This window comes from Rhizobium sp. H4, from assembly GCF_003013335.1.
GTDB classification, from domain to species: Bacteria; Pseudomonadota; Alphaproteobacteria; order Rhizobiales; family Rhizobiaceae; genus Rhizobium; species Rhizobium sophoriradicis.
Genome location: NZ_PSOW01000003.1, coordinates 244,106 through 267,767, shown reverse-complemented (window position 1 = coordinate 267,767; position 23,662 = coordinate 244,106). Strand labels below are relative to the sequence as shown.

At 60.3% G+C, this 23,662-nt stretch carries 24 protein-coding genes and 1 tRNA gene; 15 read left to right on the top strand and 10 right to left on the bottom strand.

The genetic code is table 11. The features are described from left to right. Positions 1-612 precede the first annotated feature (612 nt). The 11 genes from C4N04_RS06230 (at position 613) to C4N04_RS06185 (ending at position 10,042) form a co-directional block, all read left to right on the top strand. Positions 613-1,908 (top strand): site-specific integrase, encoded by a 1,296-nt coding sequence (locus tag C4N04_RS06230; protein ID WP_106795603.1) that lies wholly within the window; start codon positions 613-615, stop codon positions 1,906-1,908. A gap of 199 nt (positions 1,909-2,107) precedes the next feature. Continuing rightward, the gene (locus C4N04_RS06225; RefSeq protein ID WP_106795602.1) at positions 2,108-2,371 is read left to right on the top strand and encodes a helix-turn-helix domain-containing protein; all 264 of its coding nucleotides are present in this window, start codon (positions 2,108-2,110) and stop codon (positions 2,369-2,371) included. A gap of 125 nt (positions 2,372-2,496) precedes the next feature. Continuing rightward, the gene (locus C4N04_RS31545) at positions 2,497-2,802 is read left to right on the top strand and encodes a hypothetical protein (RefSeq protein ID WP_158775545.1); all 306 of its coding nucleotides are present in this window, start codon (positions 2,497-2,499) and stop codon (positions 2,800-2,802) included. After that, the gene (locus C4N04_RS31540) at positions 2,786-3,001 is read left to right on the top strand and encodes a hypothetical protein (protein WP_158775544.1); all 216 of its coding nucleotides are present in this window, start codon (positions 2,786-2,788) and stop codon (positions 2,999-3,001) included. The genes C4N04_RS31545 and C4N04_RS31540 overlap by 17 nt, the downstream gene beginning before the upstream one ends. A 50-nt stretch (positions 3,002-3,051) precedes the next feature. Continuing rightward, on the top strand, positions 3,052-3,861 hold the full coding sequence (locus tag C4N04_RS06215; RefSeq protein WP_245425542.1) for a hypothetical protein: 810 nt from the start codon (positions 3,052-3,054) through the stop codon (positions 3,859-3,861). Beyond that, entirely contained in the window at positions 3,858-4,760 is a 903-nt protein-coding gene (locus tag C4N04_RS06210) for a toprim domain-containing protein (protein ID WP_245425540.1), read from the top strand. Before C4N04_RS06215 ends, C4N04_RS06210 begins: the two co-directional genes overlap by 4 nt. Continuing rightward, positions 4,757-6,016: an AAA family ATPase gene (locus C4N04_RS06205; protein WP_106795599.1), complete on the top strand. Its 1,260-nt coding sequence runs from the start codon at positions 4,757-4,759 to the stop codon at positions 6,014-6,016. Before C4N04_RS06210 ends, C4N04_RS06205 begins: the two co-directional genes overlap by 4 nt. A gap of 408 nt (positions 6,017-6,424) precedes the next feature. After that, entirely contained in the window at positions 6,425-6,874 is a 450-nt protein-coding gene (locus C4N04_RS06200) for a hypothetical protein (protein WP_158775542.1), read from the top strand. Positions 6,875-6,930: 56 nt separating this feature from the next. Next, positions 6,931-8,913: a head maturation protease, ClpP-related gene (locus C4N04_RS06195; RefSeq protein WP_106795597.1), complete on the top strand. Its 1,983-nt coding sequence runs from the start codon at positions 6,931-6,933 to the stop codon at positions 8,911-8,913. Between the two features lie 29 nt (positions 8,914-8,942). After that, entirely contained in the window at positions 8,943-9,158 is a 216-nt protein-coding gene (locus C4N04_RS06190) for a hypothetical protein (RefSeq protein WP_106795596.1), read from the top strand. A gap of 179 nt (positions 9,159-9,337) precedes the next feature. Beyond that, complete coding sequence (locus C4N04_RS06185; protein WP_106795595.1) at positions 9,338-10,042, top strand: hypothetical protein; 705 nt, start codon at positions 9,338-9,340, stop codon at positions 10,040-10,042. Between the two features lie 211 nt (positions 10,043-10,253). Here the strand turns inward: C4N04_RS06185 and C4N04_RS06180 are convergent, their stop codons facing one another. Further along, positions 10,254-10,688 (bottom strand): hypothetical protein, encoded by a 435-nt coding sequence (locus C4N04_RS06180; protein ID WP_106795594.1) that lies wholly within the window; start codon positions 10,686-10,688, stop codon positions 10,254-10,256. A gap of 833 nt (positions 10,689-11,521) precedes the next feature. Next, positions 11,522-11,597 (bottom strand) — tRNA-Lys (locus C4N04_RS06170). 319 nt (positions 11,598-11,916) lie between these two features. Here C4N04_RS06170 and C4N04_RS06165 point away from each other — a divergent pair. After that, positions 11,917-12,666: a cytochrome c biogenesis CcdA family protein gene (locus C4N04_RS06165; RefSeq protein WP_106795593.1), complete on the top strand. Its 750-nt coding sequence runs from the start codon at positions 11,917-11,919 to the stop codon at positions 12,664-12,666. Between the two features lie 47 nt (positions 12,667-12,713). Beyond that, positions 12,714-13,676, top strand: coding sequence for an AEC family transporter (locus C4N04_RS06160; protein ID WP_106795592.1), 963 nt, complete (start codon positions 12,714-12,716; stop codon positions 13,674-13,676). Here C4N04_RS06160 and C4N04_RS06155 read toward each other — a convergent pair. From C4N04_RS06155 to cysG, 5 genes are read right to left on the bottom strand one after another with little or no spacing between them, the layout of a single operon-like run. After that, on the bottom strand, positions 13,644-14,855 hold the full coding sequence (locus C4N04_RS06155) for a UbiH/UbiF family hydroxylase (RefSeq protein WP_106795591.1): 1,212 nt from the start codon (positions 14,853-14,855) through the stop codon (positions 13,644-13,646). The two genes, C4N04_RS06160 and C4N04_RS06155, sit on opposite strands and share 33 nt — an antisense overlap. A 37-nt stretch (positions 14,856-14,892) precedes the next feature. Next, complete coding sequence (locus tag C4N04_RS06150; protein ID WP_106795590.1) at positions 14,893-15,405, bottom strand: DUF934 domain-containing protein; 513 nt, start codon at positions 15,403-15,405, stop codon at positions 14,893-14,895. A gap of 10 nt (positions 15,406-15,415) precedes the next feature. Then, complete coding sequence (locus tag C4N04_RS06145; RefSeq protein ID WP_106795589.1) at positions 15,416-17,086, bottom strand: nitrite/sulfite reductase; 1,671 nt, start codon at positions 17,084-17,086, stop codon at positions 15,416-15,418. Positions 17,087-17,094: 8 nt separating this feature from the next. Further along, positions 17,095-17,409 carry a DUF2849 domain-containing protein gene (locus C4N04_RS06140; protein WP_038688777.1) on the bottom strand — a complete coding sequence of 105 codons (315 nt, stop codon included), beginning with the start codon at positions 17,407-17,409 and terminating at the stop codon, positions 17,095-17,097. 2 nt (positions 17,410-17,411) lie between these two features. Continuing rightward, positions 17,412-18,848 (bottom strand): siroheme synthase CysG, encoded by a 1,437-nt coding sequence (gene cysG, locus C4N04_RS06135; RefSeq protein ID WP_106795657.1) that lies wholly within the window; start codon positions 18,846-18,848, stop codon positions 17,412-17,414. A 266-nt stretch (positions 18,849-19,114) separates the two neighbouring features. On the opposite strand from cysG, the gene C4N04_RS06130 reads away from it, so the two are divergent. Together C4N04_RS06130 and mazG are read left to right on the top strand one after the other, a co-directional pair. Then, a complete protein-coding gene (locus tag C4N04_RS06130; protein WP_106795588.1) occupies positions 19,115-19,702 on the top strand; it encodes a nucleoside deaminase in 588 nt (195 codons plus the stop codon). A 20-nt stretch (positions 19,703-19,722) separates the two neighbouring features. Then, positions 19,723-20,562, top strand: a complete 840-nt coding sequence (gene mazG, locus C4N04_RS06125; RefSeq protein ID WP_106795656.1) for a nucleoside triphosphate pyrophosphohydrolase — start codon at positions 19,723-19,725, stop codon at positions 20,560-20,562. 370 nt (positions 20,563-20,932) lie between these two features. Here the strand turns inward: mazG and hflX are convergent, their stop codons facing one another. The 3 genes from hflX to C4N04_RS06110 all read right to left on the bottom strand — a co-directional run bounded on the left by hflX (position 20,933) and on the right by C4N04_RS06110 (position 23,553). After that, a complete protein-coding gene (gene hflX / locus C4N04_RS06120) occupies positions 20,933-22,258 on the bottom strand; it encodes a GTPase HflX (protein WP_077993797.1) in 1,326 nt (441 codons plus the stop codon). Between the two features lie 77 nt (positions 22,259-22,335). Then, positions 22,336-22,578 (bottom strand): RNA chaperone Hfq, encoded by a 243-nt coding sequence (hfq, locus tag C4N04_RS06115; protein ID WP_003539403.1) that lies wholly within the window; start codon positions 22,576-22,578, stop codon positions 22,336-22,338. Positions 22,579-22,689: 111 nt separating this feature from the next. Further along, positions 22,690-23,553, bottom strand: coding sequence for a D-amino-acid transaminase (locus C4N04_RS06110; protein WP_038688771.1), 864 nt, complete (start codon positions 23,551-23,553; stop codon positions 22,690-22,692). Between the last annotated feature and the right edge of the window lie 109 nt (positions 23,554-23,662).

Genomic DNA, 23,662 nt, shown 5'->3' with positions numbered 1-23,662 from the left:
TCTTGGAAGATCACTATTGCCCTTGTGATGCAGAGGCAGAGTTGCTTGGCTTGATCAAAAGAGAGAATAATGGCGGCGGTTTTGGCTTCACCGAAACACTCTCCCTAACGAATAAAGGCCGACAGTACCTTGGAACAGGCGTAGTTACGCCCCCAGTTCAGCTCTCAGCCAAAAGTGCATTCACTCGTTTTCTCCGTAGGCTTACGCGTCCAATCCTGGCTAGATAAACTCCCGCCATTCCTCTCATCAGATGACGGGTCAATCATCTCGCGCGACGAAAGAGAACCTGCAGCGGATCGAGGCCGGCCGGCGGCAGAATCGGACTTGATGGTGTGAGGAATTTCGCCTCACAAACTTTTCTACTAAAGCAGTTGAAATGATGGTGAGAGCGTCGGGGTTCGAACCCGAGACCTACTGATTAAAAGTAAGTTGCAGAACCGATTCTAGCGCCAACAATCACCAACATAATGTCTCCCAACATTGAGAAATAGAGATTATTTTACAGCTATTTAGACCATCATTAATAAACACTCGCTAACACTTGCAATCCCTCCTATAATTTTCCCCCAGCTTTCCCCCGGATGGTCCGGGGAAAATTTTAGGGGGCGGAAGATGAGGAAGGCGAAGAGTGCATTCACGGCTAAATGGGTGGAGGCCGTCGCGGCAACCGACAAGCGACAGGAGATTGCCGATCCGAGCTTGCGAGGATTCTACCTGATCGTCCAGCCGCTTCCGGGAGCGGCGAAAAGTTGGGCTGTGCGCTACAAGGGAAAACCAAAATTTACGATCGGCAGCGTCGCGGCGTGGAGCCTCGCGGATGCCCGTAAGGAAGCTGGGCGCGTCATGCGCGCCCTTGACGAGGGCCGTGATCCGCACGCCGAAAAAAAGGAGGCGACCAGCGATGATAATCTCACCGAGAACGTGCTCGATGAATTTCTGAAACGACACGTCAAGGCAAAGAACAACGGTCGCACCGCCTACGATGTAGAGAATACGATCAGGCGGGAGATCAAGCCGAAAATGAAAGGCAAGATGATCACGGCCATCCGCCGCCGTGATGTCATCAGTCTGCTGGACGACATGGTTGATCGCGGTGTGCCGACCATGGCGGTGAGGACCTACGCGCTGCTTAAGAAATTTTTCAATTGGTGCATTGAACGTGGAATTCTCGAAGTTTCGCCTATGGGCGGCCTGAAGCCCCCCGCGACAGTGGAAGCGCGTGACAGGGTTCTTTCTGACACGGAGCTTCGCTGGGCGTGGCTCGCGGCGGACGAGATCGGATGGCCTTTCGGGCCGTTGTTCAAAATGTTGGCAGTGACGGCCCAGCGCAAGGAGGAAGTAGCAGGAGCATCCCGGCCAGAATTCGACTTGAAAGCCAAAGAGCCCGTATGGGTTATCCCGCCAGCGAGGGCCAAGAACGGCCGCGAGCATCTTGTGCCGGTCACGCCGCTGGCGATCAATCTTATCGAGTCGCTGCCTGTTATCAATGAGTCAGGTCTTCTCTTTACGACCAACGGCGAAACGACCGTGGGCGGCTTTTCCAAAGCCAAGGAACGGCTAGATGCGGCGATGTTGAAGATCGCTCGCAGAGAGGCACAGGAACGGGGCAACGATCCTGAGGAAGTCAAGATCGCACCGTGGGTACTGCATGATTTCAGGCGAACGGTGGCAAGCGGTATGGCTGCACAAGGGGTTCAACCCCATGTCATTGAGGCCGTGCTGAACCATAAGAGCGGTACGATCAAAGGCGTCGCAGCAGTATACAATCGCTACGACTATGATCGCGAGAAAAAACGGGCTCTGATAAGTTGGGAGAGACACGTCAGGTCGATCATCGCCGCCAATCCGGGTTCGAATGTTGTCCCATTAAAAAAAATCGGCAAGGGAAAGTTGCTCGATCAAGGGTAAATGCTGGTGAATGCGGATCATTGATAAAGCTATGATCCGCGAAAGAAAACTTTATTTTAGGGTAAGCTAAAGGCAACAAGAGCTTGCATGCTACGAGCAAGAAGAGGTTGCCAGATCAATAGGTTAGCGAAAATTTGGTGTTGCCGGAGTGCGCGCGATTGCTGTAGTCTGTTAGCGATTGTTTTAAAAGGAAAGCGCGATGGGCAAGCGGTTTTTGACCCAACCCCAGCTAAGGCTGAGGTATGGCAACATCAGCGACATGACGGTCTGGAGATGGATCAAGGCCGGTCGCATTCCAGAACCGGCATTATTCGGCAACCGGAACTATTATGCCGAGGATGAGCTTGATGAGGCTGACCGTCGGGCCAAGGCCGACTACCGCCAGGCACGGGCACAGTCGTCCATGCACAGGCCGCCCAGCAAAGGTTCTGCCGTCGATGCGGCTGATACCAAAACAGATTAGAGCCGCCGCTATTTGCGCGCGCGACGGCTCCTAGGCATCAGGGTTTTCTCGGGGGCGAGAACTGCGAAATCTAGCATACCTTCCTAGCGCGTCAAATCCGGCGATTTCCACCACGGAGATCGCTAATGAACTTCGATTTTTCATCTTGTGGCGGGCTTATGCAGCGCCATCTCGACTGGTTGACCGGCTCCGGCGTGCCGATGAGCGCGATAATCCGGCCCGAGCCGATGCGCCTTGCCCATGGCTTTCGCGCGGCTGACAGTCGGTTCGACCATGACCCGAGCAGTCCCGCCTGGCTGGCATTTCCCGAACCCGAAGATTGCGTCTTCTGGGAACCGCGAACTGGCTTGCGGGCGACAGCGGTGGCAGATGTCATTTCCCCACAAGGACCGGTGACAATGGGAGTGACGGCCAATGGCTCGCATTCCTGAGTCTGAGCGGCAGCGGCTCGACCTTGCCCGTCACCTTGCCAATTGCGGCGCGCGGCCGGTTCTGGAAGCGCTGGAGGCGGCTGCGCGGGGAGAGCCAGTTGACGCCGTGCTTGCCGAGTTTGCCCGCCTTCCCTCCGGTTGTGATCGCCCAAGGTTCCCCGGAAAGATCGTCGCCATCGCCAGCGGTGACCTGCGATGAGAACAAATCCGGCTAGCCGAAAAAAACGACACAAGGCAACGCGCGCCGAAATGGTGGCGCTGAAACAGCGGCTCTACGAGATCATCGCGATACAGCGACCGATGACAGTGCGCCAAGTGTTCTACCAGGCCACCGTGCATGGCCTCGTGGAGAAGACCGAGCAAGCCTATGACCGTATCCAATGGACCTTGGCGCAGATGCGCAGGGACGGCGATCTGCCCTATTCCTGGCTGACGGATTCCAGCCGCAGCGTCTATCGCGTCGATTCATTTGAAACGCCTGAAGATGCCATTGAGGCGACCGCCCGCTTCTATCGAAAATCTCTTTGGGCTGAGGCCGATGTCCGAGTCGAAATCTGGTGTGAGAAAGATGCGTTGTCGGGCGTCATCCTGCCGATTACCAACGAATATGATCTTGGGCTCTACGTCGCGCGTGGCTTCGCCAGCCTAAGCTACCTTCATGCCGCCGCCGAGGTGATTGCCGCTTCCTACAAACCGACGGTCATCTACCACCTTGGTGATCATGATCCATCTGGCGTGATGGCGGGGAGGAAAATCGAGGAGACGCTCCGCGATCTAGCGCCGGAGGCGGATATCCGTTTTGAGCGCCTTGCCGTCACGGAATATCAAATTGAGCTGTGGAATCTTCCGGCACGACCGACGAAGAAAAGCTCACATGATCGCGGCTGGCAGGGCCAGAGTGTCGAACTCGATGCGATCCCGCCAGATATGCTCAGAGAACTTATCCGGGCGACCATCGAAAAACATCTACCGCGCGAGCATTTCAAGGTGCTGAAGATCGCCGAGGAAAGCGAACGCGCCTTCCTGAGGCAATGGGCGGATGATGGAGGCGGACGATGATGTCGGCGCGCGACATCACGGCTGCACTCGGCGGCTTCTGGCACGGCTCCTACGGCATGGCGAAATGCCCGGCGCACGACGATCGTTCGCCGTCGCTGTCAATCCGCGACGGCAGTGACGATAAGGTGCTGGTGAAATGCCATGCCGGATGCGATCAGGCCGACGTGATCGATGCGCTCCGGCATCGCGGATTATGGCCGCGCCGGCGTGATGATCCGGAATCATCGCGCACCCGGTCGCCGTCGCCGTCGCGCTCTTCGAAGCCAAGGGATGAACGCGACGAAATATCCCGCATCGCGCTTGTTCGCCGTCTGTGGCGCGAAGCAATCGACCCTCAAGTGCCATTGGTCTTTGCCTATCTTGACCATCGCGGCCTACCGCCGCTGACTTACGATCAGATCCCCGTCTTCCGCTTCCATCCGCGTTGCCCCTTCGGCAGCGAGTGCGTGCCGGCGCTGATCGCTCGTTTCTCGCCGATCGAAAATTTCGGACCTGAGAGCGAGCCGACGGCGCTCTTTCGAATCCGGATAGACCGCTTCGACGGAGACCGGCGCAAGCTAGCGCTCGGACCGTCTCGCGGGCAAGTCGTCAAGCTATATCAGGACACCAGTCTCGGCGGCATCGGCTTAGCCGAGGGCATCGAAAAGGGCCTGGCGTTGGCAGCGAGCGGCTGGAATCCGATCTGGGTGACATGCGGCACCTCAACCATGCGCAGCTTCCCGCTGTTGCCCTGGATGGAGGCGTTGACGGTTTTCTGTGACGCCGACGACCCCGGCCGTGATGCCGCGCTTGCTGCCGCCGGTCGTTGGCATGGGGCCGGCCGCGAAGCGCGGATCCTTCAACCGCCTTCGCCCTACAAGGATTGGGACGCTTGGTATCGTGGAGGTGGTGAGTCATGAGCCACCGCACCGCCGATGACATCGAGCGCGAGGCCGTTCGGATCGAGCCGGGATTTGGAGTGGGACCGAGCGGCGAATCCAACCGCGACCATCATCCCCCCGCGCGGGGCTACGACAACCGTTTCAGGTCAAAGCCCGATGATCGAAACGGAAGCCAGCAGCAGCCGCAAGAGGAAGACCAGCCGCTTGAACCGCTCGAAACCTTCTCGGTCGCCGACTTCGCTGGAAAGCCTGTTCCCGAACAAGAATTCCTAGACGGGCGACAGATGTTCCCGGCCCGCAACGTCACGCAGCTGCAGGGCGACGGCGGCACCGGCAAGTCGCTGCTCGCCATGCAGCTTTGTATGGCAGTCGTGAGCCGCAGCACTTGGCTCGGAATCAGCGTCCGCCACGGCGCGGCGCTCTATGTGTCCGCCGAAGACGACAAGACGCAAAACCATATCCGCGCTGCCGCGATTGCCGATGCTGAAGGACTCGACCTCGCCGCCATGTCAGGACTGCGGATCACATGCCTCGCGGGCGAGGACGCGACGCTGGCGACCGAGGACCGCAAGGGCCGGCTCTCCGTTACCTCGCTTTTCAAGCGCCTCGAACTGACCATCGCGAACGTCAAACCGCAGATCGTCGTGCTCGACAACCTCGCCGACGTTTTCGGCGGCAACGAGATTTCGCGTTCGCAGGCAAAACAGTTCATCGGCATGTTGCGCGGTCTCGCGATCCACTTCGATTGCTGCATCCTGCTTCTCGGGCATCCCTCACTTACCGGGCTGAATAGCGGTTCAGGGACATCCGGTTCGACCGCCTGGTCGAATTCCGTCCGGTCACGGCTCTATCTGTATAAACCGACCGACGAGGGCGCCGACGACGGCGCGCGCGTGCTCGAAATCATGAAATCGAACTACGGCCCTCGCGGCGATCCGATTAACCTCAAGTGGGACATGGGCCGCTTCATCTGCACCGACAAGCCGGAACGGGCCGGATCGAATATAGGCAAGGCGGATCGCGCCGAGCGCGTGTTCATGAAGCTGATGCGCGCCGGCATCGAACATGGGCAGACGTTCTCGCCCTCCATCAGCGCCCGCACGTATCCACCGACGCTGTTCGCCGGCAGCAACGAAAGAGAGGGCGTAAACAAGCGCGAATTCGAGCGCGCCATGCACGTTTTGCAGGACAGGGGCGACATCAAAACCGCCATTCTTCACCCCGGAACAAGCCGGCAAAAAATCATACTGGTGGTTGCGAATGACAATGGCTGATTTTCCACCTCAGGTAAGCCGCACACACTGCTATGTCGCTGTGTGCTGCACCCCCACCTATGTATTTGGTTTCATTGCACTATCGTCGTGTGGTGCACACACACCCTATATCTACGATATAAAGGGCCGCTTGGCGGTGGCCCCTAATATCGACACACGGAACGATAAAGCCGGACCTCCTATTTGCGGCACAAGCTGCGGCGCAACATGGGAGGGAAAGCATGATCGATTCCGTCACGACTGCCGCCGCCGCAATGAAAGACGAGCTCCCCGTGCCACGCGCTGCCGAAGGGCCGGTGGCCTAGGTTCTTCCCAGCCGAAAACTGAAAGCGGGAGGGGCGGCAGCGCAGTAGTTTTGACTATATACGCAACTGCTAAACTAACCACTACCATGATGATGGTTGAACGATGAACGAGCCTCACGCTTCGAGCCCGATAGAAGACGTCATCAACCTAGTGGAGCACCTCGACGGGGTGCAGGAGCGTTGGGCGCGCAACATTGCCGCCGGCCTAAACCGGTTCCTTTCGGGCGAAACGGATGACGTCGCCGCAGCGCTCGATCTCAAAGTGGCACGCGGAAAGCGCGGCTGGCGCGGGCTATCGGTGTTTGCCGCACGCGACACGGCCATTCGGGAAGCCGCAGCGAAATTCTTTCCCGCACTGAAGACGTCGCAGCAGGCCGAAGCGCTGGCGGTAGCGCTTCAACGCTATGCGACCTCCGCCTGGTGCATCGATCGGCAGAAGCAAGAATGTCCATACAAAGCCGGTGACCTGCGTGCCGCACTCTGGCTCATCTTGACCCGCGTCGATTATGCGGTTGCGGCTCGGCGGATCAGAAAAATTTTGGCCACGAGATAGGGCTTTTCGTGGCCACGCTTTCGGGAAATCCTTAAGGCAACCGAATTGAGGCAGGCATGTCAAAACTGATCGTAGACGGCGAGCTGATGCTTTACGGGCCGGTTGGCTTCACCGATTTCTGGGATGAAAGCGGCTTTACCAGCTCGCAGGTGATCGAGGCTTTGGGCGCGCTTTCCGGCGACATCGTCGTGCGCCTCAACTCCGGCGGCGGCATCGCCATGGAGGGCTCGGCGATCCACAATGCTCTAAAGCGCCGCGACGGCAGGGTGATCGTGAAGATCGACGCGATAGCCGCCTCGGCGGCTTCCTTGATCGCTATGGCTGGCGACGAAATCGAAATGCCGCTTGGCACCCTGTTGATGATCCATGAGCCCTCGGGAATGACCCTCGGCCCGGCCGATGATCACCGGCGCACCGCCGGCGTTCTCGACACGATGACCGGTGTGTTTGCACAAGTCTATGCCGAGCGCACCGGTCTTTCCGAAAACGAAGTCCGGCAAATGATGAAGGATGAAACATGGATGGCGCCGCAGGAAGCGCTGGCCAATGGATTCGCCACCTCGGTTTCCGAACATGTACCGACCGCGCCGACGGCCGATGCGGCGTTTGACTATAGCAGCTACGCAAAAGCGCCGGATCGCCTGAAGAGGCTGGCGGGAGAGCGGAAGGCCATGGGTCTCCCGATGGTGGCGGTTGCGTCCGCTCCGCACAAACGAAAGGAAGTGACCATGACCGAACCGAACGTGGCTGCGGCCGATGACCAGGCGGCCGCCAAGATGCAGGACGTCAACAGCCGCATCTATCAGCTCTGCACCACTGCGAAGATGACGCTGGTGGAGGCAAACGAAATCGTGCTCAACGCGAAGGGTGATTTCGCCAAAGCACAGACGATGGTTATCAACGCGCTCGCCGACAAAGAGCCGGGCGGCGGTCGGGTGTCACCGTTGGTTTTGGACGAAAGCTACGGCTCGATGATGGTCGCCCGCGATATCGAGGATGCGCTTTATGCCCGGATCGCTGGCAAGCCCGCCCAGGGCCGCGCCTCGGAATGGCAGGGCCGCAGCCTACTCGACATGGGGGCTGCTCTGCTTGAGGCGCGTGGTGAGCGGGTCATTTCGCGAAATCGCGATCGGCTTGCGACGCAGATCATGAGCAGCGGATCGACACACAGCACGTCAGACTTTCCTTTTGTCACCGGCAACGCCGCGAACCGCTTCCTGCTCGATGCCTATCGCGCCGCCGAAACGCCGCTGAAGCAATTGGCACGTGTCCGCAACGCCGCCAATTTCAAGGCTATGACAATCGGCCGCATGTCGGAAATGCCGACGCTCGAAGAGGTGCTTGAAGGCGCCGAAATCACCTACGGCTCGCGATCGGAGGCGAAAGAAACCTACCGTGTCAAGACATATGCGAAAATGTTCGGCATCTCGCGGGAAGCGCTCATCAATGATGATCTAGACGCCTTCTCCGACACGCTCCGGGCGTTCGGCCAAGCCGCCGCTCAAACGGAGGCGGATTTGATCGCCGATCTTCTGCTCGACAACAGCGGCCTCGGGCCGCTGCTCGACGACAGTGTCACGCTCTTCGCAAATGCACGTGGAAACAAGGCGGTTACCCCATCCGCCCTGACGATCAGCAGCGTCAGCGCAGGCCGCAAGGCGCTGCGCGATCAAAAGGGGCTCGACAACGAGACGCCGCTTTCGCTGAAGCCGCAGTTCCTCATCGTCGGCTCTAATAACGAAACGACGGGCGAGCAAATTATCGCCGCGATCACGCCCTCGGCCACCGAAGAGGTGAACCCCTTCTCCGGGAAACTCACGCTGCTGGTCGAGCCTCGCCTTGAGGATGCCGCCTGGCGGCTCTTCGCATCGCCCGACCAGGCGCCCGTCTTTGAGATCGCCTACCTTAACGGTGTCCAGCAGCCCAAATTGGAAACGCGCGAAGGCTGGAACACGCTGGGAACCGAATTCCGGGCGATCCTCGATTTTGGCTGTGGCATCACCGGCTGGCGTGGCGCCTATCTCAATGAGGGCGAATAGAAAGCCCGGATCAACCGAGAGGACTGGGAATGTCGGAACATTACTCGCATCTCACCGACGACGAAATCATGGCCGAAGGTTCAAAGATCGCCCAGGAGCGCGCGCAGGGCAAAATCATATCTATTGACGAACTTTGCGCCCGCTTAGGTATCACGTTAGAAACGGCTCTTGCCTTGGGAGCCGAGGAGGCATCTCGCATTCATGGCCGGCCGATGAAAATCATTCGAATCGACTCGATCAACTAAAATGCCGACGCCGACGGCGTCGCAGTGCCTGCGCATCGACGGGTTTCATGTCCCCTCCGGTCCGCTGCATTGAAGGGGCGCTGCTAAGGGAAGCGCCACTACAAATCAATCTGTTGATAGCCTAGAATCGTCTTAGAGACTGGATATCGAGCTGGCGGCGCTGCTGATAGCATCAATGTATGGCTGCGTACAAAATAAATACTGTCTTAGGTGGCGCGTTCCTCGTTGAGGGAGATACGTTGCGCAATCTCGTGAGATTCGTCGCCGAAGCCTATGGGAAGCCCCCAGAGATTACAGCCACCTTCGAGGAAGCTCGGTCGATTCAAACCGACAATATCGACGACATATTCACCGACCCATTAGTTAGGTCGGTGGAGCTAACGGCCTTCAAGATATTGGCTGTTAGTGAGACGGGATACACGTCAATACAATTCAACAACATCGACAGCCGACCGGCCACGATTGATATCAGTGGTGATAGAACGTGGGCTCTGGCGCTTGAACATAAACTGAACAATGAATTGCTGGCGTGCAATCGCTGGTGGGGGTTCTTTCGGGACAACACAAAACGCAGAGAGAACATAGGTTTTTGGATGTTCATCCTGACATTAATGTCAGTATCCGCAATTTTCCTTGGGTTGACCTATGACTGGAAATCCACACTACGGGTCGGTGGTCTAGTTCTCGCGTTGGTAAACCTTAGATTTCTAGTTAACCTGGGGATGAATGCCCTCTTTCCCGTCGTCCAGTATAATTTCGGAATGGGTGAAAGACGGGCCAGGCTCCGAACGAATATCCTCAAATTCATTATGAGTGGCGTTGTCGTTGCCGTTATTGTTGGCCTCTTTACGGGTTGGCTTGAGAAGCTTTTGGGAATCGACTAGGGCGTCGCGCGAGGAAAACTTGCTGACAAATGCGTCTACTGGTCAGTCGGAGTTCGACGCTCCCACAAGACTCCGACGCAGATGACAGCGATCACAATCGAGAGCGTGATTGCCATGGCGATGTTGCCAAAGTAGGCAGCGGCTGCACATAGAATTGCGAGGCCCGCGATGATCTTCAAGGTTGCGTCTGCATACTGGTTGCTTTTTGGCATCAATAGCGCCCTGATTTCGATTGCTTCACCGTCACATGGCCCAAATGCGCCTTGCACTTCGGGCAGTTGAACAGCCTCCCTTGTCCAGCGAGGTCCTGAACGACCTTAATCAAAGATCCATTTTCCTCACATATCGGGCAGTATGGCCGCCCAACCGGCTCACCGTCTTCCATGTCGTAAAGCAGGGAGTTCAGCCGGGTAGTGTTCTCCGCCTTGTATTTCAGTTGGTCGGAGAGCTTTCGAATTTCGGCATCCTTTCGGCGGACGACTTCTTCAGCATCGACCAAACCGAGCTTTGCGCTGGCAAGTGCCGAAGTAATCTCCGCGATCTTCAATTTGAGATCGGCTTTATCGAAGTGGACGTCAATCTCGTTGAGTTGCTTCACCACACCAAGTGCTGCGCCGATCGCAGTAATCGTACCGGTAATATCCATAAAGCTGCCTCCCGTTGTCTACAGGAGATCATCTCACTATTCCGCCGTCAAGATTGCATGTGGCCTAGATTTCACCTTCGGATAGTAGTCGCAGCCTCACGATATCAATAAGTGGACGGTGCTCGCATCGAGAAGACAAGGGCGTTCTACCCCGGCTAATAGCCACGGATGCGTTGTCTGTGCGCCCCTGGGCGCAAAGGGGGCATCAGCGCCGTGTTGCCAGCCGCCAAAGCTCAGCGAGATCATCCAAACTCATCCGGAGCATATCCGCCGCCGTCAGCCGTTCCCGCTTGCCACCGCCGACCACCTTATGCAGCGCATAACCCTCACCGCAAACTGCGGAAACGAGGCCATACATTCGGACCCCCAAGGAGAGCCCGGCATCGCGCCAGTTCCTTGCTCGCATTCACCTGCCGCTCGGTGATCGGGTCGCGCGCCTTGCCGCCGTCAACGTGTTCCCGGCCGCAATTAATGGCCGAAGCACCCTTGCCACCTATCGATTCCCACAGCGCCCGAAACGAGTCGCGGCGGCCACCTGAGCAGCATCGAGAACATCTCTCGCCGCCATTGTCGTGAGGGCGTCCGCCCCGTCATCGTGGAGAATCCCTATTATTCCCGCGCACACTGCGAGGATGCGACGAACCCTCGAACGATTCCCGCGATGAACATCCGCGAAAGCGGCTTTGTTTTCGATGGCGCGGCATGTTCGGCAGGATGCCATAGAGGCGGGGAAAACGGAAAACCAATTTTCCCCCAGATTTTCCCCCAAGCCGAGTCACCGGAGCTATGGTTCCGTATTAGAAACTATATGCATTTGTTTTTCTTGGGGTTTTTGGTGAGAGCGTCGGGGTTCGAACCCGAGACCTACTGATTAAAAGTCAGTTGCTCTACCGGCTGAGCTACGCTCTCCCTCTCCGCGGGTGTGAAGCACCCCGGCTGGAAGTGGGCGGAACATAGGCAGGCGACCCATTGCGGTCAACCGAAAAATTCGGCTTTTTCCAGCGATCGGCACATTTCTTGCGGGCGCAAGGCTTATCCCTCGCGCGTGCAAGGCTTATCCCTCGCGCGTGCACGGGTTATCCCTGCGCGTTCAAGGGTTATCCCTTGTGCTTTCAAGGCTTATCGCCTGCGTGCGACAACTTGAGTTCTTGCGCACGCAAAAAGGTGATTGGCAATCCGGGCCTCGCAAAGCTAGGAACAGGGCGCAGATTGCAGCCGGAGAGAGTGCGTGTCGATTGCCGATATTTCCCTGTGGAGCGCTTTGATAGCCGGGGCGCTTTCCTTCCTCTCGCCCTGCGTGCTTCCCCTCGTCCCGCCCTACCTCTGTTATATGGCCGGTATTTCAGTCGAGCAGTTCCGGGGCGGCTCCGCGGTGGCGGTGGCGCCCGATGTCAGGCGCGGCGTGCTGTTCTCCGCGCTGCTTTTCACGCTCGGCTTTGCCACCGTCTTCGTGGCGCTCGGCGCCGGCGCTTCCAGCATCGGCATTGCGCTGCGCCAGCATCTCGACCTGCTCTCCAAGATCGGCGGGCTGATCATCATCGTCATGGGGCTGAATTTCCTCGGTCTCTTCCGAATCGGAATTCTAGGCCGCGAGGCGCGCTTCCAAGGTGGCGGCAAGCCCGCGACGCTGACGGGGGCGTATATCATGGGCCTGGCCTTCGCCTTCGGCTGGACGCCCTGCATCGGCCCAGTGCTCGGCGCGATTCTCGGTGTGGCCGCCTCGCGCGAGACGGTCGGCTCCGGCGCCGGGCTGTTGGCCATCTATTCGCTGGGTCTTGCCATTCCCTTCTGGATCGCCGCCGGCTTTTCCGGCGCCTTCATGCGCTTCCTGTCGCGCTTCCGCCGCCATCTCGGCACGGTGGAAAAGGTGATGGGCGTCTTCCTCATCCTCACCGGCCTCGCCTTCCTGTTCGGCTGGGTCAGCGATGTGGCGATCTGGTTTCAGCAGACCTTTCCGATCCTTATGAAAATCGGCTAAACCGGTCTTCCCTACCCGCCGATCATTCCCGCGTCCTGGAAGACCTCTTGGCCGATATCGTCAGTCTGCTTCTGCCGTTCTTCGGCCTGATCCTAATCGGTTACATCGCCGCCAAGGCGACGAAGCAACCGGCGGAAGCGCTCGGCTGGCTGAACACCTTCATCATCTATGCCGCCCTGCCCGCTCTGTTTTTCAAGCTCGTCTCGCGCACGCCGATCGAAGAGCTGACGCGGGTCGATTTCATCGTCACCGATGTCGCCGCGACCTATGCAGTCTTCATCCTGCTCTTTGCCATCGGCCGTTTCGTGCGCGGCAATGCGCTTGATGACTGCACCATCCAGTCCTTTGCCGGCGCCTACGGCAATATCGGCTATATGGGGCCGGGGCTGGCGCTGCTGGCGCTCGGCGAAGGCGCCGCCGTGCCGGTGGCGCTGATCATCTGCTTCGAGAATGCGCTGCATTTCATCGTCGCGCCGACGCTGATGGCGGCCGCCGGCGACGACAAGCGTTCAGTGGGCCAGCTTGCCGCCGATATCACCCGCAAGGTGACGCTGCATCCCTTCATCCTGTCGACGGCGGCAGGGTTTGCGGTGGCAGCCTTCGATATCGACCAGCCGCTGGCGTTTCAGCGGCTGGTCGATTACCTCGCCCAGGCGGCCGCCCCCTGCGCGCTCTTTGCCATGGGCGTGACGCTGGCGCTGCGGCCACTGAAGCGCATCCCGGCGGAAATCTCCTATATCGTGCCGGCCAAGCTGATCCTGCATCCCATCGCGGTTTTTCTGGCACTGACAGCTGTCGGCGGTTTCGAGCCGGTCTGGATCCAGGCAGCCGTGCTGCTCGCCTCATTGCCGACGGCGACCAACGTCTTCGTCATCGGCCAGCAATACGGCGTCTGGCAGGAACGCGCCTCGGCGACGATCCTGATCATGACGGTGCTTTCGGTGGCGAGCGTTTCGCTCTGGCTGGTCGTGATCCGCTCAGGCCTTCTTCCGCTTCAGCTTTTCCTTTAAGGAATCGGGAATATCACGGAAGCCCCGGCCGGGCTCAATGCCCTCACGCATGACGAGGTTGCGCAGCGGCGGAATGGCCGAAAGAATATGCAGGCCGGCAGCCCGCAGCATTTGCACCGGCAGGAAATCGGAGAGCAGCGAGCGGTTGAGAAGATCGACACTGGCGGTGCGCGTCATGATGTCGGCGCGGCGTTTGCGGTCGAAGCTGTCGCCGGCATCGGCCGGCAACGGCAATTCGGCCCTGTCACAGAGGATGTCGACGAGCGCCATGATATCACGCAGGCTGAGGTTCAGCCCCTGCGCCCCGATCGGCGGGAAAACATGCGCCGCCTCGCCGATCAGCGCGATGCGCCCCTTGCCGAAACGATGCGCCATCATGCCGGACAGCGGCCAGAGCTGGACGCCCTCCTCCACGTCGACTTTGCCGAGCATGGACTGCATCTGCGCCTCGACCATGGCCGAGAGTTCGGCCAGCGGCAATTCCATGCGAGCGGCGGCCTCAGCGGGATTCTGCACCCAGACGAGGCTGGAGCGGCTTCCCGACAGCGGCACCTGGGTGAAGGGGCCGTGTTTGGTGTGGAATTCGCTCGAGATGTTCTGGTGCGGCAGCGAATGGGCAAAATTCAGCACCATGGCCGATTGCGGATAGGACCAGTTGCGAACGCCGATCCCTGATGTCTCGCGCAGCTTCGAGCCGCGGCCGTCGGCGCCGACGGCAAAATCGGCTGCGAGCGTCTCGCCGCCGGCAAGGGTGATTGACACCTTCTCGGCCGAGATCTCGATCGATTCGGCCATGTCGCTGAAGCGGCTGATGTTGCCCTCGCCGGCCGTGGCCTGTTCGAGGATGTCGATCAGCGCCTTGTTGGGGAAATTATAGCCGAAGGCATCAAGGCCGACCTCAGCGGCGCGGAATGTCGTCGTCGGCGCGCGCAGCAGCCGGTCGGTGCCGTCGATGATGCGCATGCTGGTGAGAGGTGCTGCCGCCGGGCGCAGCCTGTCCCAGAGCGTCAGGCGATCGAGGAAGCGGATCGATTGATCCATCAGCGCCGTGGTGCGCCGGTCCTCCTTCGCGGCAACGGGTGCAACCAGCGCCACGCTGCGGCCACCGCGGGCGAGCGCAATTGCGGCGATCATGCCGGCGAGCCCGCCACCGATCACCGCGATTTCAAATGTCTTCATGCTATTGTTCCGCCATCGCAAGAGGCGGACCAGCCGCTTATGCGGCCGGCTTCGCCTGACGGCGCCAACTATAGCCCTTGCCGGCTTCGGCGTCACGCACCGCCGGCTGATAATGATGGGGAATGGCGGGAAGGCGGTTTTCAGCAAGCCGCTTCAGCGCCGTCGCGTTGCTGACGGCAAAACTGTCGATGCCGACGCGCAGCATCAACGGTACCTGGTCGATCAGCACGTCGCCGACGGCGCGCAGCTCGTTGGCGTAGCCCAAACGCTGGCGCAGCAGCGAGGCATGGCTGAAGGCGCGGCCGTCGTTGAAGGCCGGGAAGGCGACGGCGACGATGTCAAGGCGAGAGAGATAGGGCTCCAGCCTCCGCACGTCGTCAGCCGGCTTGATCAGCACGCCAAGGCCGATCTCATTGCTTTCATCAGCCTTGACGATCAGCTCGTCGAGGCCGAGCAGCGGCTTCTCCTCGCCAGTCGCCTTCACCTCGTCGGTCTCGATCACCCAGGGATCGTTTTCGACAAAACCGGTTTCTCTCCAGATCTTCGTCATGATCCCCTCCTTATGCCGCTTCGGCGGCCGAGCCGTAGAGCGCAGTCTTGAAAGGCTGCGGCCCGACGCGGCGATAGGCGGCGAGGAAGGTTTCGGAATGATCGAGGCGCAGGCCGAGATAGGTATCGACGATCGTCTCGATTGCATCCGTCACCCGGTCCGGCTCGAAGCCGCGGCCGATGATTTCGCCGATCGACGTATGCTCGTCGCCGGAGCCGCCGAGCGTGATCTGATAGAGTTCGGCGCCCTTCTTCTCCACACCGAGCAGGCCGATATGGCCCACATGGTGATGGCCGCAGGCATTGATGCAGCCGGAGATCTTGATCTTCAGTTCGCCGATCTCGGCCTGGCGTTCGGGATTGCCGAAGCGGCGGGAGATTTCCTGCGCGACCGGAATGGAGCGCGCGTTGGCAAGCGCGCAGTAGTCCAGCCCGGGACAGGCAATGATATCGGTGATCAGGCCGGCATTGGCTTCGGCGAGATCGATCGCGACAAGACCGCGATAGACGGCTTCGAGATCGGCCAGCGCCACATGCGGCAAGATCAGGTTCTGCTCATGGCTCACGCGGATTTCGTCGAAGGCATATTCCTCGGCGAGATCGGCGACCGCATCCATCTGCGCGTCGGTGGCGTCGCCCGGAATGCCGCCGATCGGCTTCAGCGAGATCGTCACCATGCCATAATCGGGGTTCTTGTGCGGCTGCACATTCTGCTGGACCCAGCGGGCGAAAGCCGGATCGGCCTTCTTCCAGCGGGCGAGGTTTTCCCAGCCCTCGGGGCGCTGAGGCAGATCAGGCAGCGCGAAATAGGCGGCGATCGCCTCGACATCCTGTTCCGGCAGCTTCAATTCACTATCCTTCAAGGCAGCGAATTCGGCTTCCACCTGGCGGGCCAGTTCCTCGGCGCCGGTTTCGTGCACGAGGATCTTGATGCGAGCCTTGTACTTGTTGTCGCGGCGGCCGTGCAGATTGTACACGCGCACGATCGCCGTGGTGTAGGAGAGCAGATCCTCCTCCGGCAGGAAGTCGCGGATCAGCTTGGCGATCATCGGCGTGCGGCCCTGGCCACCGCCGACATAGACGGCAAAGCCGATCTCACCCTTGTCGTTCTTCTTCAGATGCAGGCCGATATCATGGACCTGGATGGCGGCGCGGTCGCGCTCGGCGCCGGTGACGGCAATCTTGAACTTGCGCGGCAGGAAGGAGAATTCCGGATGGACCGACGACCACTGGCGCAGGATTTCCGCATAAGGCCTGGGATCGGCGACCTCGTCGGCCGCCGCACCGGCAAAGTGATCGGCCGTCACGTTTCTGATGCAGTTGCCCGAGGTCTGCAGCGCATGCATCTCGACGCTGGCGAGATCGGCCAGCGCATCGGGGATCTCCGACAGCTTCGGCCAGTTGAACTGCAGGTTCTGGCGCGTGGTGAAATGGCCGTAGCCGCGGTCATAGGTGCGGGCGATATGGGCGAGCATGCGCATCTGGCGCGCGCTCAGCGTGCCATAGGGAATGGCAATGCGCAGCATATAGGCATGAAGCTGCAGGTAGACGCCGTTCATCAGGCGCAGCGGCTTGAACGCATCCTCGGCAAGCTCGCCGGAAAGGCGGCGCTGAACCTGGTCGCGGAACTGCTCGACGCGCTCGCTGACAAAGGCATGATCAAATTCGTCGTAACGGTACATCGTCTTCCTCAGACTGCAATGAATTCGGGATCGGCGGGAGCGTAGCCCGGAGCATATTCCATGGTCGGCCCTTGCGCGCGAATGCGCTCGCGAAGGCGAAGCGGCCAGAGAATGCCGTTGGTTTCCTGAACGTCGACGACGGCGACGTCAACGACTTCGTTGTCGGCATAGGATTTCTTGCCGATCGCTTCCAGCGCTTCGACGGCTTCGTTGTGGCGGGCGACAAGCGCCTCCTGCAGCGAGGTGGACCATTTCCCGTTCGCATCCAGCCAGACGGCAATGCCGTCCGTCAGCCGGTTGGCCGTCAGAACCTTGTCTACCATATTCAGCTCCTTGCAAGTTCCTCGAGCCGGGCGTTCGCACGCACCAGCGGCTCGGACAGTTCGAAATTGGCGCCGGCGACCGCATCGCCGATAATGACCATGACCGGTCCGGTCAGCTCGTCGCGGTGCTGCAGATCGGGAAGATCGGCAAGCGTGCCATGCAGCAGGCGGCGCTCCGCGCGGCTGGCATTTTCGATGACGGCGACTGTCGTCTCGGCGGGAATACCGGCCTGCATCAGTCGCTCGGCGACCGAGGCGGCAACGGTGCGGCCCATATAGACCGCGATCGTCGCGCCGGAGACGGCAAGGCTCGCCCAATCGGGCAGTACATCGCCGGTGAGATCATGGCCCGTGGTGAAGACCAGCGAGGAGGCAACGCCGCGCAGCGTCAGCGGCAGCTCGAAATCGGCGGCGGCGGCGAAAGCCGAGGTGATGCCGGGCACGACCTCATAGGTGATGCCGGCAGCGCGCAATGCAGCCATCTCTTCGCCTGCCCGGCCATAGACCAGCGGATCGCCGGACTTGAGGCGGACGACACGTTTGCCCTGGCGGCCGAGCTCGACCAGCAGCTCGTTGATCTCTTCCTGCGATTTCGAATGGCAGCCCTTGCGCTTGCCGACGGAACGCCGCTCGGCATCGCGGCGGCCCATATCGACGATCGCCTGCGGCACGAGCGCGTCAAAAACGATGACGTCGGCTTCCATCATCACGCGCTGGGCGCGCAGCGTCAGCAGATCCTCAGCCCCCGGACCGGCACCGACCAGCCAGACGTGGCCCGCGACCTTGTCCATCGCGCCCAGCAGCCGGTCGGCGGCGTGGCGGGCCTGCGGCAGGTTGCCGTTTGCAACAGCATCGGCAACGGCGCCGGAGAAAAAGCGGCGCCAGAAGACGCGGCGGGAAACGCCACGGGGGATCAGTTGATCGACGGCCTTTCTGTAGCTCGTCGCCAGCGCGGCCAGACGCCCAAGCGAAGGAGAGAGAAGCTGATCGATCTGGGCTCGGATCATCTGCGCCAGGACCGGCCCTGCCCCTTCGGTGCCGATTGCGACGGCAACCGGCGCACGATTGACCAGCGCCGGTGTGAAGAAATCGCAGTAATCGGGCTGATCGACGGCGTTGGCCGGAACTTTGGCGGCGCGCGCGGCATCGACGATGGCCCGATCGCTAGCTTCGTCACCGGTTGCGGCAAAGACCAGTGCAGCTCCCTCGACCTGCTTGGCGGCAAAGGCGGCGCGCACGGTCTCGATCCGGTTGGCGATCAGGAAGGCATGATAATCGGCTTCCGGCCGCTCGGCGTAGGCGACGATCCGCGCCCGCGTGTTGAGCAGCAGCCGCACCTTGGCGAAGGCTTCGTCGCCATTACCGAAGACAGCCGTCTTCTGGCCTTCGACGCGAAAGAAGGCTGGAAATACCGAAAGCTGCTCAGTCTTGGGAGACATCATCAATCCACTTCGAAGTTGCCAGAATATGCCCGTGATCGACAAGCGATTGAAGGAACAGAAATTCGAAAGCCCCAGCAAGCGCGTATTCTTATGCTCGCGCCATCGGCGATTTGAGAAAAGTCAACCGTGCCGACAAAAACCACCTGCTCCCACTCTCTTTGTTGCGGTGCAGTATAAAGCCTGTGATAAACGGCGTCCACCGGCGTTTGGCGCATTTCGCTCGCGCCTCCAAGGCGATAGACTGGGAAAAACCGGAGACGCCAATGCCTGGCAAGACCATCGCCGCCCGCCTGCTTTCGGTGATCGAGGACGATATCCTGCCGCTTACCGAACGCGGCGTTTCGCTTGGCAACAAGGTGTTCGGCGCGGCGATCCTGCGCAAATCCAATCTGTCGCTCGTCGTCGCCGAGACCAACAACGAGTTGGAGAACCCGCTCTGGCATGGCGAGGTGCATACGCTGAAGCGCTTCTACGAACTTGGCGACAAGCCGGCGACCAAGGATTTGATCTTCCTTTCCACCCACGAACCCTGCACCATGTGCATGTCGGCGATCACCTGGGCGGGCTTCGACAATTTCTATTATTTCTTCAGCCACGAGGATTCCCGCGATGCCTTCGCCATCCCGCATGACCTGAAGATCCTGAAGGAGGTCTTCGGGCTTGAACCCGGCGGCTATCGCAGGCAGAACGCCTTCTGGAACAGCTTTGCGGTCGCCGATCTCGTCGAGACCGAAGAGGCTCAAATGAGAGAGGCGCTCAAGGCGCAGACCGCCCGCATCAAGGCGCGCTACGACGCATTGTCGGCCAGCTACCAGTCATCGAAGAGCGCCAACGATATTCCCCTCAACTGAGGATGCTGAACCGAGGCACCATGGAACCTTCAAAAGACATTTCGCGGCTGATCGAGATCATGGCGGCATTGCGCCATCCCGAGACTGGTTGCCCCTGGGACATCGAGCAGAATTTTCAGACGATCAAGCCCTATACGATCGAGGAGGCCTATGAGGTTTCCGACGCAATCGAGCGCGGCGATATGGACGATCTCTGCGACGAGCTCGGCGACCTGCTGCTGCAGGTGGTCTTCCATGCCCGCATGGCCGAGGAAGCCGGCGAATTCTCCTTCGGCGACGTGGTCAACGCCATCACCACCAAAATGATCCGCCGCCACCCGCATGTCTTCGCCCGCTCGGAAGCGGATACGCCCGACGCGGTGAAGATCCAGTGGGACGAGATCAAGCAGGCGGAAAAACGCGAGCGCGCCGAGCGCCGGTCAAGGCAGGGGATTACCGAGGATTTCAACGGCGGCTTCCTCGGCTCGGTGCAGCGCAGCTTCCCGGCTTTGACGGAAGCGCTGAAGCTGCAGGAACGCGCCGCCAAAGTCGGCTTCGACTGGTCGGCGCCCGAGCCGATCCTCGACAAGATCGAGGAGGAGATCGGCGAATTGCGGATGGCGCTCAGAGACGGCGACCGCGCGAAGGTCAACGACGAACTTGGCGACTTGATCTTCGCGGTCGTCAATATCGGCCGGCATGTGAAGGCGGATCCGGAACAAGCGCTGCGCGGAACGAATACGAAATTCCGACGTCGGTTCAATCATATCGAGCAGGTTCTTGATGCGGAAGGTGAGACGCTGGAGGCGGCTACTCTGGAGCGGATGGAGGAGATCTGGCAGGCGGCAAAGGCGATAGAGCGGGCGGTGACGTCGGGATGACTCGGGCCGAGTTTGGCGAGAAGCTAACCCCACTCTCCGTAGTCCTCGGCCTTGAGCCGAGGACCCATTGCCACGGCTGTCGGTGGATGCGGCAGCGCCGGTTTGTCGACGGCAAGACGAGCGGGCAGTGACGCCGGGGGGGCTGAGTGAGCAGAACGTTGCCGCATCTCCCTTCTCCCCATCGGGGAGAAGATGCCGGCAGGCAGATGAGGGGGTGAGCGACGACAGGAGCGAATGCGCTGAGCGCAAGCGAAGGGCAATGAAGGGCTTGCCGCGTGGGCCCCTCATCCGACCCTTCGGGCCACCGACCGGGGTCGAGCAACAGGTCTCGACCCGTCCTTCGGACCCCCGCTGGGGAGAAGGGAGTGCCTCACCGCTCCCAATCTTCCTTCGGAGCCTTCGGCCCGTTGCCGATGCGGCGTTCGAGTTCGGCGGCTTCGGTTTCGGAGAGGCGCAGGTCGAGCGTGATCGAGCCGTCTTCGTTGTCCTCGCGGGCATCGACGATCGCGTGGTCGTAGAGCCAGGGCAGCAGCGCCAGCTTGTCGACCGGAAGGCGGATGGTGGTTTCGGTCATCACGCCGGAGAGCCGGCGGCTGATCTCGTCCATCAGCGTGTCGACGCCCTCGCCGCTGACGGCTGAAACCGCCACCACGTTGCTAGCGCCGGCAGCCTTCTGCACCATCGCATCATGCACCTCGGGCTCCAACCGGTCGATCTTGTTCCAGACCTCGATCAGTCGCTTCTCGGCTTCGGCCTCATCGATGCCGAGATCACCGAGGATACGCATCACGTCGGAGCTCTGCGCCTGATTGTCGTCATCCGACATATCGCGGACATGCAGGATGAGATCGGCTTCGAGCACCTCCTCCAGCGTCGCCCGGAAAGCGGCGACGAGATGGGTGGGCAGGTCGGAGATGAAGCCGACGGTGTCGGACAGGATGACGGTGCGGCCGTGCGGCAGCTTCATGCGGCGCAGCGTCGGGTCGAGCGTGGCAAAGAGCATGTCTTCGGCCAGCACGCCGGCGCCGGTGATGCGGTTGAACAAGGTCGACTTGCCGGCATTGGTATAACCGACGAGCGCCACGATCGGATGCGGCACCTTGCGGCGCTTGGCGCGGTGGAGCTGGCGGGTGCGCACGACCTGCTCCAGCTCGCGCTCGAGCTTGATGATGCGGTCCTGCAGCAGCCGCCGGTCGGCTTCGATCTGAGTTTCGCCGGGGCCGCCCATGAAGCCGCCGCCGCCGCGCTGGCGTTCAAGGTGGGTCCAGCTGCGAACCAGCCGGCCCTTCTGATAATTCAGATGCGCCAGATCGACCTGCAGCGTGCCCTCTTTGGTGGAGGCGCGGCGGCCGAAGATTTCAAGGATCAGGCCGGTGCGGTCGATGACCTTGGCGTTCCATTCCTTTTCGAGATTGCGCTGCTGCACAGGGGTCAGCGGATGATCGACGATGACCAGACCGGAATCGCGCTCGTCGAGTAGCGCCTTGATCTCCTCGATCTTGCCGGTGCCGAGCAGCGTCGCCGGTCGGGGATCATTGACTGGGACGATCGAGCCGTTAACGACATCGAGGTCGATCGCCTGGGCAAGGCCCGTCGCCTCCTCCAGCCGGCTTTCCGGCGTGCGGGTCGAGGCCGATTCGGTCTGGCCGCCGCGGTTGCGGGATTTCAGAACCGGCACGACGACGGTCGCGCGCATGTCATCCCTGTGCTTGGCTGCCTCAGGGATGATCGAATCGTTCTTGGTATCGCGTGTCGAAATGACGGCTGATCCTGTTAGGACGCGGCTTCTTCACTCTCGAACATCTGCATCGGCTGACCCGGCATGATCGTCGAGATCGCATGCTTATACACCAGCTGCGAGTGGCCGTCACGGCGAAGAAGAACACAGAAATTGTCGAAAGAGGTAACAACGCCCGTGAGTTTCACGCCGTTGATCAAAAAGATTGTCAGGGAAATCTTTTGCTTGCGAACAGTATTGAGAAATAAGTCCTGCAGATTCTGAGAACGTTCCGCCATCGCGCCGCTTCTTTCTTTATTGCCGACCTGATCTGGCCGGTTGAATATTAATCAACCTCTCAATGCAAGACCGGCGGCACCCTCATTCCACCTGTCCAGCAAATCTTGGTATCAAATCGCAATCTTTTCCGCAACGTCGAAAAAGGCTTCACGGACTTTCTGCGAGACGCTGCCCGGATGACCGTTGGCAATGGCTTGGCCATCGACGGAAACCACCGGAAAACAAATACTTGTGGCTGCCGTCAAGAAAACCTCGCGGGCCGCGAGCATCTCTGAAACGGAGAAATTCCGCTCGGTGATCTCAAGCCCCAGCCGGGCTGCGACGTCGATCAAGGTGGTGCGCGTAATGCCGCGCAGAATGCCGTGTTCGGCGGGCCGCGTCACCAGAGTTCCGTCCCGGTCGACGATCCAGACATTGGTCGCCGCCCCTTCCTTCACCATGCCGTCGCCATCGACATAGATCGCCTCCTGGGCGCCGGCTTCCTTCGCCTGCTGACGCGCCATGGCGTTCGGCAGCAGGCCGACGGACTTGATGTCGACGCGGTCCCAGCGATTGTCGGCAACGGTGATCGCCTTGATGCCGTTGGCGTTCTTGGCGGCGATGATCTTCGGGTCGGTGCTCTTGGCAGTGATGACAAGCGACGGCGGCGTGCCCTCGGCGGGAAAGACATGATCGCGGCGTGCGACACCGCGCGTCACCTGCAGGTAGAAAAGCCCGTTGCGGACATGATTGCGGCGCAGGGTCTCGCGAATGACCTGCGTCAGCGCCGCCCGGCTCATCGGCCAGACGATGCGCAATTCACCGAGCGACCGGTCGAGACGGTTCAGGTGGCGGGTGAGATCGACGATATAGCCGTGACGGACCTCGCAGACTTCGTAGACGCCGTCGGCGAACTGATAGCCGCGGTCCTCGATATGGACGCTCGCATCGGAATGCTTGACGTAACGGCCGTTCACATAGGCGATTCTCGGCATGGGAAACCTGATCTTCCGGGAAGCGAGAGAAGGATATGGCGCGGCGGCATGGCCGCGCCTGCTAGATCAAAAAGTGGAGCATGATGTTGCCCGAACCGCTCACACTTTT